The organism is Cyanobacteria bacterium QS_8_64_29, from assembly GCA_003022125.1.
GTDB lineage: Bacteria > Cyanobacteriota > Cyanobacteriia > Cyanobacteriales > Rubidibacteraceae > QS-8-64-29.
In genome coordinates, this window is sequence record PXQH01000015.1 from 1 (window position 1) to 12,606 (window position 12,606).

Here is a 12,606-nt window from a genome sequence, read left to right on the forward strand (position 1 = left end):
CTTTGCAAAAATGCCTTAAAACTGAGTGCCGCAGCGGCGGCTGGGAGTTTTAGCTCATGAGAGCCTTGCAAGTTGGCATCACCGTGAGATCGGGCAAAATGGCCTTGCTCGATGCGCTCTTCAAGTAACTGTGCTCGAGGTCAATCCCGTTACACGGGCGGGAAATCAATAAGCTGTTTCCGCACAAAAGGTGCTTAGCTTGCGAGCGGCTTGGCGCGCTTGCGACTGGGTACGAAGCAAGCGGGATAAGCCATTCCCCGGGCAGCAGCGGCTGCCAACCGTGCTACGCTCAGCAGCGATGCTGTAGCTGCTCCGGCCGCTTGCAACCATGACGGCAACTGCCCGCACCGGCCCCGTTTCGCTGCTCGTTCGAGCCGTACTAGCCATTGCGCCACTGGCGCGGCTGATTAAAGCGCGGGCGCGCAAGACCATCATCGATCGCGCTGAGGCCATGGGCGTGCCCTGGCGCCAGCACGTGCGCGAGCTGCAAGCTCACGACTGGGACAGCGAGCTGGCAGCCGTGCGCGATCCGCAACTGCGCTACCCCACTTACTACCTACAAGCCTTCCATGCCTACCGGCAGGGGAACCTCAACTGGCAGGCCGCTTGGGAGGTGGAGGTTGCCTCGCTCTCGGTCCACGCCCAACTTTGGCCCCAGGCCGGCACCGACGGCGATGCCTGGCTGCGCCAGCGCTACCATGACGTCCTCCAGCAGCACTTACCCGCGCCGCCGCAAGCCGTTCTCGATGTGGGCTGCGGTGCCGGACTCAGCACCCGAGCCCTACAAGATGCCTTTCCGCAGGCACAGGTCACCGGTGTGGACCTCTCGCCCTACTTTTTGGCGGTCGCGCGCTACCGCAGCCGCCAACAGCAGGCCGCGATCGCCTGGAAGCACGCCCCCGGCGAAGACACGGGGCTGCCGGCCGCGTCTTTCGATTTGGTCTCGGCTTTTTTGGTCTTCCACGAACTGCCCCAGCATGCCGCCCAAGCCATCTTGCGCGAGGCGCGGCGCTTGCTGCGCCCGGGCGGGCAAGTCGCCGTGATGGAGATGAACCCGCAGGCCGAGGCCTACACCCGCATGCCGCCCTACGTGTTTACGCTGCTCAAAAGTACCGAACCCTACTTGGACGAGTACTTCAGCTTAGATTTGGCCCAGGCGATGCAAGAGGCCGGCTTCGAGCCCCCAACCTTTGCACCCACCAGTCCCCGCCACCGGGCGGCCGTTGCTCGCGCGTGCTAGCGTTTGATGGCTGTTATCTCCCGCCGCTCTGGCCGAGCGCCCAGCCTCTCGACAAGCTTTCTGCTGGTGGGCGCCCTACTGACCGCCGCGTTCGTCACTATTGCGTTGCTGGCCCCCGCCTTTGAGGCCTGGGGATGGCTGCGCGATCCCACCGCGTCGCTGAGCAATCCCGTGCGCGAGCCGCCGGGGGCCGAGTATTGGTTCGGCACCAACCGCCAAGGCTACGATATCTTCGCCCGCACGCTGTTTGGCATGCGCGCGGCCCTGCAGGTGGTGGTGGCCGCGACAGCCTTCAGCCTGACTGTGGGCGTGCCGCTGGGCCTGATTGGCGGTTACCTGGGCGGCAAGGTGGATCGCGTCCTGCTGTTTTTTATGGACACGATCTACACGCTGCCGCCGCTACTGCTATCGATTACCTTGGCGTTTGCCATCGGCCAGGGCATCATCAATGCCGCGGCTGCCATCGGCATTGCCTACATTCCGCAGTACTATCGCGTCGTGCGCAATCACACTGCCAGCCTCAAATCCGAGTTGTTTGTGGAGGCGGCTCAGGCGTCCGGTGCCACCCCTGCCCGCATTATCTCGCGCCACCTGTTTGCCAACGTGATGCAAAACATCCCCGTGCTGTTTACGCTCAATGCGGCCGACGCCATTTTTGTCTTAGGCGGGCTAGGGTTTTTGGGCCTGGGCTTGCCACCCGAGGTCCCCGAGTGGGGCTACGCGCTGCGGCAAGCCCTCGGGGCCCTGCCTACCGGCATCTGGTGGCCGGCGTTTTTCCCCGGCATGGCCATGACGCTCACGGTGGTCGGGCTCTCGCTGCTGGGGGAGGGCCTGAGCGAGGTCTTCCATCCGCGTTGGCGCAACGTCCGCTAGACTGCACCCTGCGATGGCAACCAGCTGGCGTTGGAGCCCTCTCTTTCGAGCGGCTACTTAGTCCCGCGTCAGAGTAAAGAAAAACGGTTGCAGCATCCCTTTAAAATCCATCAGGCCCAGGACCCGATCGCCATCAATTTGTCGGAAGCGATCGTGGATGGGCAGGCAATCGTAAATCATGGTGGCGCTGACGGTCTGGCGGTATTCTATAGCAAAACTACCTGATTCGTGAACGGAGAGTGCACCCATACTTAAACGCCTAAATTTTCCTTTTCGAGGGACTTTTGGAGATTTGTATCGCTGATCTCCGAAATCCCCTCAATATGGGAGTCATGCGCTTTAGCAAGCGTGCATCCGCTGCTCAAATTGGTATGAAGCAGCCGGTTGGTCACCCCAAGGAGGGGACGGAGTGCCCGGGCGCGCTGCACCGGGAGTCGTAGCGCCAGGTTCATCAACCAAAGCCGAGGCGCGACCTTAAAAATCTCGCCTTGGCCGTCTCGAAACAGCAACGGATGGACCAAATTCTTTGCCGTACCAGCCGGCCACCTCGAGCAAGCCATCCATGGGATGGCCGGTATGCAGGCTCCATCCTTGCCAGCGCCCCCACATGAACTCAAGATCCACCGCCGGCAGGCGATCGAATAGAGCCAGCGCTTGCTCCGGGCTGGCTTGGCCTGCTTGCAAGATCGAGTCAGTGGCCACCATGGCCTTATCTGGCGACTGTCGCCATTGCGCCCATCACTAGCCTACCGCCCCCAGCGGGCAAGCGGTGAGCTAGGCTAGCCCCGAGGGCGTGCTGACGGGCACCGCGCCGCTAGCCCAAAAACGCCATGGCGGACGGGGCAATCTATTCGGCGGTTTGGCACGGGCAACTGGCCGAGATCCCGCAGGCGGACTGGGATGCGCTGGCTCAGCCCCTAGCGAGCCCGTTTTTGGAGTGGGCGTGGCTCAACGCCCTCGAGGCCTCCGGCAGCGTTGCCCCCCAATGGGGGTGGCAGCCCTGCCACCTAACGCTGTGGCGCGATCGCGCCCTCGTGGCAGCCGCACCGCTCTATCTCAAAAGCCACAGCTATGGCGAGTTCATCTTCGACCACCAATGGGCGGCCCTGGCGCGGCGCCTGGGGGTGCGCTACTACCCCAAGCTGTTGGGCATGGCACCGTTTACCCCCGCGATCGGCTACCGCTTTTTGACTGCCGCCGATGAGGATGAGGGCACGCTAGTGGCGCGCCTAGTGGCCGAAATCGATCGCTTTTGCCACGAGCGCGGCATTGCGGGGTGCCACTTGCTGTTTGTCGAGCCGCAGTGGCGGCACTGGCTGGAGCAAAACGGCTTTTGCAGCTGGCTGCACCACAGCTACGTCTGGCAGAACCAAAACTTTGGCAGCTTTGAGGACTACCTGCAGGCCTTTAACGCCAACCAGCGGCGCAACATCAAGCGGGAGCGCAAGGCCGTGGCCAAGGCCGGGCTGCGAACGGAGGTGCTGGCAGGCGAGGACATCCCGGCGTGGCTGTTCCCCGAGATCTATCGCTTCTACAGCGACACCTGCGAGCGCTTCTTTGACATCAGCAAGTACCTAACGCGCGCTTTTTTCGAGCAGCTGTATCCGGAGTTTCGCCACCGCGTGGTTCTGGCCCTGGCCTACCCCCAAGACGAGCCGGACTACCCGGTGGGCCTCTCGTTCTGCGTGCGCAAAGGTGATCGCCTCTACGGGCGCTATTGGGGCTGCCTGCAGGACTACGACGCCCTGCACTTTGAAGCCTGCTACTACAAGCCGCTGGAGTGGGCGATCGCCCAGGGCATCCAGAGTTTTGACCCCGGCGCCGGCGGCACGCACAAAATGCGCCGCGGCTTTCCGGCCACGCCCAACTACAGCCTGCACCGCTTCTACGATGCCCGTATGAGCCAAATCCTGCACGCCTACATTGACGACATCAACGCCATGGAGCGCGAGGAAATCGCCGCCATCAACCAGGATCTGCCCCTCAAGTCGGTGCCGGCAGACGTCCTGAGCTAGGCGAGGTGGGGCTCGGTGCGCGCCCAGAACCGTTGCAACACCGGCACTAGGGCGGGGTGACTTCGCAGCTGCGGGTGGGGCAGCGCCAGCGAGATAAACTGCGCCCCCTGCACCCGCGTCGCGCGCAGCAAGATCGTGCCGTCGCTGCCGTAGCGCCAATTCCCGGCCACTACCAGCGTGGGCATGGCGGCCGCAATCCGCTCGGCGATCGCGCGCCGGTTGACGCCCAAATCTTTGGCCATGCCCAGGCCCAGCCCCAGCGGATCGATGGCGCGCGCCAGGGCCGCTCCCCCTACTGGGGAAGCCAGCAGCACCAGCGAGCGCACCCGCGGCCACCACTCGGGGTGGCGCGCCAGTAGCTCCAGCCACAGCAGTCCGCCCATGGAGTGCCCCACGATGCGCATTGGGCATTGGGGATAGCGTGCCAGGCAGGCGGCGGCCTGGGCCTCGACAGCATCGATCAGCGGCGGCAGGCGCCACCAGGTGCGCCACCAGCCCAGATCGGGGGCAACGACGGCGGTCTGGGCCGGGGAGGCGGTGCCCACCAGCTGCCGGATGCTGCCGGCCCGGTCGGCCCAGCCGTGTTGGGCGAAGGTCATGGCCGCGGGGGAGGGGCTCACGGCGCGCGTTGGGCCAGCGCTTCCTGAACCACCGCCGGGAGCTGGCGCAGGATTTTGCCGCGCTCGCGATCAAGGGCCACCAGCGTCACCTGCCCCGTTACGTAGGTGGGGTCACCCTCCGGGGCTTGGATGCGATAGTCCCAAATAATGCGGGCGCCCGTGCGCTGGGCCAGGCGCGTTTTGACCGTGGCGGCTTCTCCCATGCGCAGCACCTGGTGGTAGCGCAGGGCCAGTTCCACCACCGGTAGGTCGTAGCCCAACGCGGCCAAGTGGCTGTAGTCAATGCCCATCGAGCGCAGGCACTCGATGCGGGCTTCCTCCATCCAGGTGAGGTAGTTGCCGTGCCAAACGACGCCTGCGTAATCGGTGTGGTGGGGATGGACGCGGATGGGATAGTCGAACCAGGCCTGGGCGTAGGCCTGGAGCTCCCCCTCGGGCTGGGGGGCATCGGTGGGCAGCCGGTCAGATGGGGGCGAGGGGGGCACGTTGCCTCCAGTGCTGTTGCCTCAAGCCGGGCGGGCCAGCGCCTCGCGGCGCGCCTGCCACTGGTGCATGCGGTCGAATAAGTACCAATAGTAGTGCTCTGGCAAGCCGCAAGTGGCGGCGCCGCGCAGCACCACCTGGCAGTACCAGTCGTTGGGCGGGATCTCCTCGCTGGTTTTGTTGACGACCGTATAGGTGCGCACCCCGGTATAGCGGGTGCCGTTGCAGCGCACGGAGACGGTCTCGCGCCGGTAGCCGTTGGTGGGGACTTCCTCGCGCCGGTCGAGGCCCTCGCTCAAATGCCACGGCAGGCAGTAGAGTACGCCGTTGACAGTGGCGCCCGCATCCGGCACGACATCCAGCACGCCGCAGTCGCGACTGGCCGAGTAGTGGTAGAAGCCCAACCGGTAGCCCGCCAGCGCCGCCGGTCCCACCAGATACAAATGCACCCGCTCGCCCAGCGATCGCTTCAGATCGACTGGGCACATGCAGGAGCCGTAGGCAAAGTAGTAAAAGGATCCCTCGGGGGCGGATGCAGCTTGGGTCATGGGGGCTTGCGGGGAGCTAGGCGACGCTGTAGCCGGCGTTGCGGATGGCCTCGGCGACTTGAGCTTCAGAGGCGCTCGTGTGCAGCCACACGGTCTTGCGCTCGAGGTCGGCCTCGAGCTGGCTGTCGGGATCGTGGCGGCGCACGGCCTGGGCGATCGCATCCGCGCAGCCCTGGCAGGCCATGTCCGGAACGTTCAGTTGTAGCGGGGTTGTGGCAGTCATGGTGCCCTCCACTGGGCGGTCAGCTAGCCGGCTACCACTTGAGGGTAGCGGCTTCGATGCCTTGCTCGCGGCGGATCTGGCCGTCCCGCTCGAACCACGCAACGATCTGCTGGTGCGTGAGCTCTTCCATGGGGACGCCCGTGTCCCGAGCGACAATCTGGAGCAGGCGAAAGGAGGAGATCGTCAGCCGCGTCAGGAACTTCTCCGAGGATGAGAGCGCGGCCCCATCCACATCCGCCGATTCTTCTGGGCTCAAAAACTGGTGGGGGGATTGCGCGTCGCTCATGGCATTCGCTTGGCTGTTGGTACCGATTTTAGGAGGCCCGGGCGGCAGCGCCTTGCTTGGGCCGGATGGCGTAACCGCAGCGGTGCTCGCCATCGTGCAGCCACTGGATGCGCTCCACCGTGCAGTCGGGCAGCAGCGCCGCAAACATCTCCAGCTCGTGGCCGCACACCGCTGGGTAGGCGGTGGCCACCTCGGCGATGGCGCAGTTGTTTTCGGCAAATACGTAGGCTGGCGCCTCTTCATCATCCGCCTGAGCGGGATACCACTCGGCCATGTAGCCTTCCGCGCGACGCAGCTGCGCTAGCTGGGCCAGGCGCTCGGGGAGCGGACCGCTGCCGATGCGCTCGCGGTAGTCGGCAGCCTTGCGCTGCCACTGCTGGCGCAGCGCCGTACGCATTTGCTCCTCGCCGGCGGTCTCAGCCAGCGCGTCCAAAAACGAGACGGCGAAGTCGCTGTAGCGGCTGGGGAGGCGATCACGCCCGCAGGCGGTGAGCTGGTAGTGATGCTGCGGGCGGCCCATCCCGGTGCGGATGGCTTGGTAGGTCACCAGGGCATCGGCCTCCAGCTCTTTGAGGTGGCGCCGCGCAGCCTGGACGCTAATCTCGAGGGCCCGAGCTAGTTGGTGGGCGGTGGCCTGCCCGGATTGCGATAGCTGCTGCAGGATGGCTTGCTTGGTCGAGGTTAGCTCGGTCGCCGTCATGGTGGTGCCCCGCGCCTGAACCCGCTCGCCGAGCGGCTCCCAGTTTGACAACTTGTTTGTTGCTAATGTAGCCTAAGGATAACTAAAACAACAAAGGGGTTGTTTTAGTGACCGAAGGGAGCGACATCGATGGCGGCTGCGGTCGCCTTTTTGCTTTGCCATGCCGGTGCGCTCGAGTAGACGAGGGGAGACGATCGCAACAAGCCATGACTGCCACCACAGCCCAGACGCTAGCCAACCAACCCTACAAGTACGGCTTCGTCACCGACATTGAGACCGAGACTATCCCCAAGGGGCTCAATGAGGACATCATCCGCACGATCTCGGCCAAGAAAAACGAGCCCGAGTTCATGCTGGACTTTCGCCTCAAAGCCTACCGGCAGTGGCAGAAGATGGCCGAGCCCAACTGGTTCCATGCCTCCTACCCGCCCATCGACTACCAGGACATGGTCTATTACTCGGCCCCCAAAAGCCACAGCCAGCCCGACAAAAAGCAGAGCATGGACGAGGTGGATCCCCAACTGCGCGAGACCTTCGACAAGCTCGGGATCCCGCTGAGCGAGCAGAAGCAACTGGCAGGGGTCAACGTCGCCGTCGATGCCGTTTTCGATAGCGTCTCGGTCGCCACGACGTTCAAAGAGAAGCTGGCTGAGGACGGCATTATCTTCTGCTCCATTGCCGAAGCCGTACAGGAGCACCCGGAGCTGGTGCGCCAGTACCTGGGCAGCGTGGTGCCCAGCAGCGACAACTTTTTCGCCGCGCTCAACTCGGCCGCGTTCAGCGATGGCTCCTTTGTCTACATCCCCAAAGGGGTGACCTGCCCCATGGAGCTGTCCACCTACTTCCGCATTAACGATGGCGATAGCGGGCAGTTCGAGCGCACGCTCATCATTGCCGATGAGGGCAGCCAGGTGAGCTACCTGGAAGGTTGCACGGCGCCCATGTTCGATACCAACCAGCTCCACGCCGCGATCGTCGAGCTGGTGGCGCTGGATGACGCCGAGATCAAGTACTCCACGGTCCAGAACTGGTACGCCGGCGACGAGGAAGGCAAAGGCGGCATCTACAACTTTGTCACCAAGCGCGGCAAGTGCCAGGGCAAAAACTCCAAAATCTCCTGGACCCAAGTGGAGACTGGCTCGGCCATTACGCTCAAGTACCCCAGCTGCGTGCTGGTGGGCGATAACTCGGTGGGCGAGTTCTACTCCATCGCGCTCACCAACAACAAGCAGCAGGCCGATACGGGCACCAAGATGGTGCACGTGGGCAAAAACACCCGCAGCAAGATTATCTCCAAAGGCATCTCGGCGGGGCAGTCGCACAATAGCTACCGCGGCCTGGTCAAAATCATGCCCAAGGCCGAGGGGGCGCGGAACTACTCGCAGTGCGACTCCATGCTCGTCGGCAGCGAGGCCGAGGCCAACACCTTCCCCTACATCGATGTCAACAACCAGACTGGGCGCGTGGAGCACGAGGCCTCGACCTCCAAAATTAGCGAGGACCAGCTGTTCTATCTGGCCCAGCGCGGCATCTCGGAAGAGGACGCGGTCTCGATGATCGTCAGCGGCTTCTGCCAGGAGGTCTACAACCACCTGCCCATGGAGTTTGCCTCCGAGGCCGACAAGCTGCTGGGCCTGAAGCTGGAAGGTTCGGTGGGCTGAGCCGCCGTTGGGGGGTAGCGCTCGGTGCCCCCGCCCGAGCTGTGATCGCGCAATGAGGCTATTGCCATGACCCAGCCAACAAGCGACCCCATCCTCTCAGTTCGCAACCTGCACGCCCAAGCCGAAGGAACCCCCATCCTGCAGGGCTTCAACCTGGAGGTTAACCCCGGCGAGATCCACGCCATCATGGGCCGCAACGGCTCGGGCAAAAGCACGCTCTCCAAAGTGCTGGCCGGCCACCCGGACTACGAGGTTACCGGCGGCGAGGTCTGGTTCCGCGGGCAAAACCTGCTCGCGATGAGTCCCGAGGAGCGCTCCCTCAACGGCCTGTTCATGGCCTTCCAGTACCCGGTGGAAATTCCGGGGGTGAGCAATCTGGACTTTTTGCGCGTGGCCTACAACGCCCAGCGCAAGCACCAGGGCCTGGAGGAGATGGATGCCTTCGACTTTGAGGATCTGGTTGAGCAGAAACTGGATCTGGTAGGCATGGATGCCAAGTTTCTGGAGCGCAACCTCAACGAAGGCTTCTCAGGCGGCGAGAAAAAGCGCAACGAGATCCTGCAGATGGCGCTGCTCGATCCGGCTCTGGGCATTTTGGACGAAACGGACTCGGGGCTGGATATCGACGCGCTCAAAACGGTGGCCGGCGGGGTCAACGAGCTCGCCCGCTCGGACAATGCCATCGTTGTCATCACGCACTACCAGCGACTGCTGAACTACGTGGAGCCGCAGGTGGTGCATGTCATGGGCAACGGCCGCATCCTCAAAAGCGGGGACAAGCAGCTGGCTGTTGAGCTGGAGGCCAGCGGCTACGAGGGGATCGAAACCGAATCCGTCTCGGAGGTGGGCGCGCAATGACCCAGCAAGCGCCGACCGGCGCGATCGCCACCAGCGAGGACGCCCAGCTCGATAGCCTGCTGGCCCAGTGTCAGGCGCCCAGCGTGGAGCTGCCCGACGCTGAGGCTGCCGCCTGGCTGCAGCGGGTGCGCGAGGAGGCCCGACGCGAGCTGGCGCAGTTGCGACTGCCCGGCACCAAGGATGAGGAGTGGCGCTTTACCGACATTTCGCCGCTGCGCGAGCGCGAATTCCGCGCGGCCCCCACCGTGGCGCTCGAGCCGCAAGCGGCAGCGGCCTGGATCCTGCCCGAGGCCCCCGTAACGCGGCTGACCTTTGTCAACGGGCACTACGCGCCGCAACTCTCGGATGTCTCGGGGCTGCCGGCAGACGTCTTTGCCGGTAACCTGAGCCAGCTCAGCCCCCAAGCCGGCGCGCAGCTATCGCAGTACCTGGGCCAGCCAGACGGGGGCCAGGATGCCTTCGCCCGCCTCAATACCGCCGGCTTGCAGGATGCGGCAGTTGTCTGGCTGCCGCGCAATGCTCTGGTCGAGGCGCCCATCCACCTGCTGTTTTTGAGCGTGCCGCGCCAAGAGGCGGTTCTGGCACAGCCGCGCGCGCTGGTGGTAGCCCAAACCGGCGCCTGTGCCCAGCTCGTCGAGCAGTACGCCACGGTACTGGCTGACGACCAGGATTGCGCCCCCTACTTCAACAACGCCGTCACCGAGCTCTGGCTCGCGGACGGCGCCCAGCTCGGTCACGTGCGGCTGCAGGAAGATGCCCGCAGCAGCTTCCACGTGGGCCGCACGGCGGCCGTACAAGCGCGCGACAGCCGCTACAGCTGCCACGCCGTCACCTTGGGGGCCCAACTCTCGCGGCACAACCTCCAGGTGGATGCGCTCGGCGAGCAAACCACCACCCACCTCAACGGGCTGACGGTGGCCAATGGCAAGCAGCTGGCCGATACGCACAGCACGCTTGCCTACACCCGGCCCTACGGCAGCAGCGATCAGCTGCACAAATGCATCGCCACCGATCGCGCCAAAACCGTCTTTAACGGCAAAGTCCACGTGCCGCAGGCCGCCCAGCTCACCAACGCCGCCCAGCTCAACCGCAATCTGCTGCTCTCGCCCAAGGCCCACGCCCACACCAAGCCCGAGCTGCAGATCGTGGCCAACAACGTCCAGTGCTCGCACGGTGCGACCGTCAGCCAGTTGGAAGCGGACGAGCTCTTTTACCTACGCAGCCGCGGCTTAAACGAGACTCAGGCGCGCGATTTGCTCGTCAATGCCTTTGCAGCCGAGCTGCTCGAGCGCCTGCCCGTTGCCTCGCTGCGGCAGCGGCTCGCCACCACGGTTGCCGAGCGCGTTGCCAACTGATCCCCTCGCCGCATGGGGCTTGTTGCGCTGTTGCCAAAACTGCCATGACGCTCGCTCAATCGCCAACCCTCGCGGCGCAAGTCCGGCCCGATTTCCCCATCCTGGACCAGCAGGTGCACGAGCAACCGCTGATCTATTTCGATAATGCGGCCACCTCGCAAAAGCCGCAGCCGGTCATTGAGGCCCTGCGCCGCTACTACCGCGCCGATAACGCCAACGTCCACCGGGGCGGGCACGCGCTGAGCGTGCGCGCGACCGAGGCCTTTGAAGGCGCGCGCGATAAAGTGGCCGGCTTTGTCAACGCAGCCTCGCGCAACGAAATCGTCTTTACGCGCAACGCCACCGAGGCCATCAACCTGGTGGCCTACAGCTGGGGCCTGAGCAACCTGCAGCCGGGGGACGAGATCCTGCTGTCGGTGATGGAGCACCACAGCAACCTCGTGCCCTGGCAGATGCTCGCCCGCCAGACCGGTGCCGTCCTCAAGCACGTGCCGCTCTCGGCCCAGGAAAGCCTGGACCTGGAGCAGTTCCGCGCCTTGCTATCGGAGCGCACCCGGCTGGTAGCGCTGGCCCACGTCTCCAACATGCTGGGCTGCATCAACCCCATCGCGGATGCGGCCGCGATCGCCCACCAGTACGGCGCGCGGGTGCTGGTGGATGCCTGCCAGAGCGTGCCCCACATGCCGGTGGATGCGCGCGCCCTGGACTGCGATTGGCTGGTGGCCAGCGGCCACAAGATGTGCGGCCCCAGCGGCATTGGCTTTCTCTACGGCCGCCAGGACTTGCTCGAGGCCATGCCCCCGTTTTTGGGCGGCGGCGAGATGATTGAGGAGGTGTGGCTGGATCGCTTCAGCTGCGCCGAGCTGCCGCAGAAGTTTGAAGCGGGAACACCTGCGATCGCCGAGGCTATCGGCTTAGGGGCAGCCGTCGATTACCTCAGCGGCATCGGCATGGAGGCCATCCATGCCTACGAGCGGCAGCTGGTGAGCTACCTCTACCAGCAGTTGGTGGCCGTGCCCGAGCTCCGCATCTACGGGCCAGCCCCCAACACCGACGGCAGCGGCCGGGCCGCGCTAGCGGCCTTCAACGTTGGCGAGCTGCACGGCAACGACATTGCCACCCTCATCGACCACGACGGTGTGGCCATCCGCTCGGGCCACCACTGCACCCAACCGCTGCACCGCGAGCTGGGCGTGGCGGGCAGCGCCCGGGCGAGCCTGTCGTTTTACAACACCATTGAGGAGATCGACGCGTTCGTCGCCGCGCTGCAAGAGACCATCGAGTTTTTCCAGACGGCGCTGGAAGCCTAATACCAATTCTCGTGGCTTGTGCACTAGATTGCGATCTCCGTAGCTCCCTCAATATGGGAGTCATGTTCTTTGGTGAGCGTGCATCCGCTGCTCAAATTGGTATAACGGTAACCTTGCCGTCTGATTCTGGGAGCGGTGTCTGGACCAAGCCTGGTTTGTGGGGAGTGTGTCCCTGGATAGTGCAGTTGAGAGGGTGTTTTAGAAATAGCGAAGGTCAAGCCAGTCGCTTGAGCATGAGCTAGGTATATGAAGGTCCCCGAAGGGCACCTCTAAAAATTAAATTCAGGCCGATTTATGGGCAAATTTTTTGTGGCAATTAGGCTTGATACCAATTTGAGCAGCGGGCGCTGGTCCGAGAAGTGCTCCTCTAGCACCCGGATGATGCTGCCGAGTTTTTTTGGAACTGTTGTTGCTGCTGCGGGTCGGCTTGGTGG

At 64.0% G+C, this 12,606-nt stretch carries 14 protein-coding genes and 1 pseudogene; 7 read left to right on the forward strand and 8 right to left on the reverse strand.

The genetic code is table 11. The features are described from left to right. The first annotated feature begins 328 nt into the window (after window positions 1–328). Together BRC58_03380 and BRC58_03385 are read left to right on the forward strand one after the other, a co-directional pair. Window positions 329–1,240, forward strand: a complete 912-nt coding sequence (locus BRC58_03380; protein ID PSP18582.1) for an SAM-dependent methyltransferase — start codon at window positions 329–331, stop codon at window positions 1,238–1,240. A gap of 6 nt (window positions 1,241–1,246) precedes the next feature. Then, window positions 1,247–2,113: a peptide ABC transporter permease gene (locus tag BRC58_03385; GenBank protein ID PSP18583.1), complete on the forward strand. Its 867-nt coding sequence runs from the start codon at window positions 1,247–1,249 to the stop codon at window positions 2,111–2,113. A gap of 57 nt (window positions 2,114–2,170) precedes the next feature. Here BRC58_03385 and BRC58_03390 read toward each other — a convergent pair whose 3' ends face one another. Beyond that, window positions 2,171–2,362: a hypothetical protein gene (locus BRC58_03390; protein PSP18584.1), complete on the reverse strand. Its 192-nt coding sequence runs from the start codon at window positions 2,360–2,362 to the stop codon at window positions 2,171–2,173. A 2-nt stretch (window positions 2,363–2,364) separates the two neighbouring features. Continuing rightward, window positions 2,365–2,818: pseudogene (locus BRC58_03395) on the reverse strand (hypothetical protein). Window positions 2,819–2,943: 125 nt separating this feature from the next. Between BRC58_03395 and BRC58_03400 the strand changes: the two are divergent. Further along, window positions 2,944–4,128, forward strand: coding sequence for a GNAT family N-acetyltransferase (locus BRC58_03400; GenBank protein ID PSP18585.1), 1,185 nt, complete (start codon window positions 2,944–2,946; stop codon window positions 4,126–4,128). Here the strand turns inward: BRC58_03400 and BRC58_03405 are convergent. From BRC58_03405 to sufR, 6 genes are read right to left on the reverse strand one after another with little or no spacing between them, the layout of a single operon-like run. After that, the gene (locus BRC58_03405; GenBank protein ID PSP18586.1) at window positions 4,125–4,748 is read right to left on the reverse strand and encodes an alpha/beta hydrolase; all 624 of its coding nucleotides are present in this window, start codon (window positions 4,746–4,748) and stop codon (window positions 4,125–4,127) included. The two genes, BRC58_03400 and BRC58_03405, sit on opposite strands and share 4 nt — an antisense overlap. Beyond that, the gene (locus tag BRC58_03410; protein ID PSP18587.1) at window positions 4,745–5,233 is read right to left on the reverse strand and encodes an acyl-CoA thioesterase; all 489 of its coding nucleotides are present in this window, start codon (window positions 5,231–5,233) and stop codon (window positions 4,745–4,747) included. The genes BRC58_03405 and BRC58_03410 overlap by 4 nt, the downstream gene beginning before the upstream one ends. A gap of 21 nt (window positions 5,234–5,254) precedes the next feature. Beyond that, window positions 5,255–5,779 (reverse strand): gamma-glutamylcyclotransferase, encoded by a 525-nt coding sequence (locus BRC58_03415; GenBank protein ID PSP18588.1) that lies wholly within the window; start codon window positions 5,777–5,779, stop codon window positions 5,255–5,257. Between the two features lie 16 nt (window positions 5,780–5,795). After that, window positions 5,796–6,002 (reverse strand): copper resistance protein CopZ, encoded by a 207-nt coding sequence (locus BRC58_03420; protein ID PSP18589.1) that lies wholly within the window; start codon window positions 6,000–6,002, stop codon window positions 5,796–5,798. 31 nt (window positions 6,003–6,033) lie between these two features. Further along, a complete protein-coding gene (locus BRC58_03425) occupies window positions 6,034–6,288 on the reverse strand; it encodes a hypothetical protein (protein PSP18590.1) in 255 nt (84 codons plus the stop codon). A gap of 28 nt (window positions 6,289–6,316) precedes the next feature. Next, the gene (gene sufR, locus BRC58_03430; GenBank protein PSP18595.1) at window positions 6,317–6,988 is read right to left on the reverse strand and encodes an iron-sulfur cluster biosynthesis transcriptional regulator SufR; all 672 of its coding nucleotides are present in this window, start codon (window positions 6,986–6,988) and stop codon (window positions 6,317–6,319) included. Window positions 6,989–7,194: 206 nt separating this feature from the next. On the opposite strand from sufR, the gene BRC58_03435 reads away from it, so the two are divergent. The 4 genes from BRC58_03435 to BRC58_03450 all read left to right on the forward strand — a co-directional run bounded on the left by BRC58_03435 (window position 7,195) and on the right by BRC58_03450 (window position 12,172). Continuing rightward, on the forward strand, window positions 7,195–8,649 hold the full coding sequence (locus BRC58_03435; protein PSP18591.1) for a Fe-S cluster assembly protein SufB: 1,455 nt from the start codon (window positions 7,195–7,197) through the stop codon (window positions 8,647–8,649). A gap of 66 nt (window positions 8,650–8,715) precedes the next feature. After that, a complete protein-coding gene (gene sufC, locus BRC58_03440; GenBank protein ID PSP18592.1) occupies window positions 8,716–9,507 on the forward strand; it encodes a Fe-S cluster assembly ATPase SufC in 792 nt (263 codons plus the stop codon). Next, window positions 9,504–10,862 (forward strand): Fe-S cluster assembly protein SufD, encoded by a 1,359-nt coding sequence (sufD, locus tag BRC58_03445; GenBank protein PSP18593.1) that lies wholly within the window; start codon window positions 9,504–9,506, stop codon window positions 10,860–10,862. Before sufC ends, sufD begins: the two co-directional genes overlap by 4 nt. A 44-nt stretch (window positions 10,863–10,906) precedes the next feature. Then, window positions 10,907–12,172, forward strand: coding sequence for a cysteine desulfurase (locus BRC58_03450; protein ID PSP18594.1), 1,266 nt, complete (start codon window positions 10,907–10,909; stop codon window positions 12,170–12,172). The last annotated feature ends 434 nt before the right edge of the window (window positions 12,173–12,606 follow it).

Bases quoted from the DNA above. Each gene is read 5' to 3' on its own strand.
- BRC58_03415 (PSP18588.1), bottom strand. From the start codon at position 5,779: ATGACCCAAGCTGCATCCGCCCCCGAGGGATCCTTTTACTACTTTGCC.
- BRC58_03435 (PSP18591.1), top strand. From the start codon at position 7,195: ATGACTGCCACCACAGCCCAGACGCTAGCCAACCAACCCTACAAGTAC.
- sufD (PSP18593.1), top strand. From the start codon at position 9,504: ATGACCCAGCAAGCGCCGACCGGCGCGATCGCCACCAGCGAGGACGCC.
- sufR (PSP18595.1), bottom strand. From the start codon at position 6,988: ATGACGGCGACCGAGCTAACCTCGACCAAGCAAGCCATCCTGCAGCAG.
- BRC58_03425 (PSP18590.1), bottom strand. From the start codon at position 6,288: ATGAGCGACGCGCAATCCCCCCACCAGTTTTTGAGCCCAGAAGAATCG.
- BRC58_03450 (PSP18594.1), top strand. From the start codon at position 10,907: ATGACGCTCGCTCAATCGCCAACCCTCGCGGCGCAAGTCCGGCCCGAT.
- BRC58_03390 (PSP18584.1), bottom strand. From the start codon at position 2,362: ATGGGTGCACTCTCCGTTCACGAATCAGGTAGTTTTGCTATAGAATAC.
- BRC58_03385 (PSP18583.1), top strand. From the start codon at position 1,247: ATGGCTGTTATCTCCCGCCGCTCTGGCCGAGCGCCCAGCCTCTCGACA.
- sufC (PSP18592.1), top strand. From the start codon at position 8,716: ATGACCCAGCCAACAAGCGACCCCATCCTCTCAGTTCGCAACCTGCAC.
- BRC58_03380 (PSP18582.1), top strand. From the start codon at position 329: ATGACGGCAACTGCCCGCACCGGCCCCGTTTCGCTGCTCGTTCGAGCC.
- BRC58_03420 (PSP18589.1), bottom strand. From the start codon at position 6,002: ATGACTGCCACAACCCCGCTACAACTGAACGTTCCGGACATGGCCTGC.
- BRC58_03400 (PSP18585.1), top strand. From the start codon at position 2,944: ATGGCGGACGGGGCAATCTATTCGGCGGTTTGGCACGGGCAACTGGCC.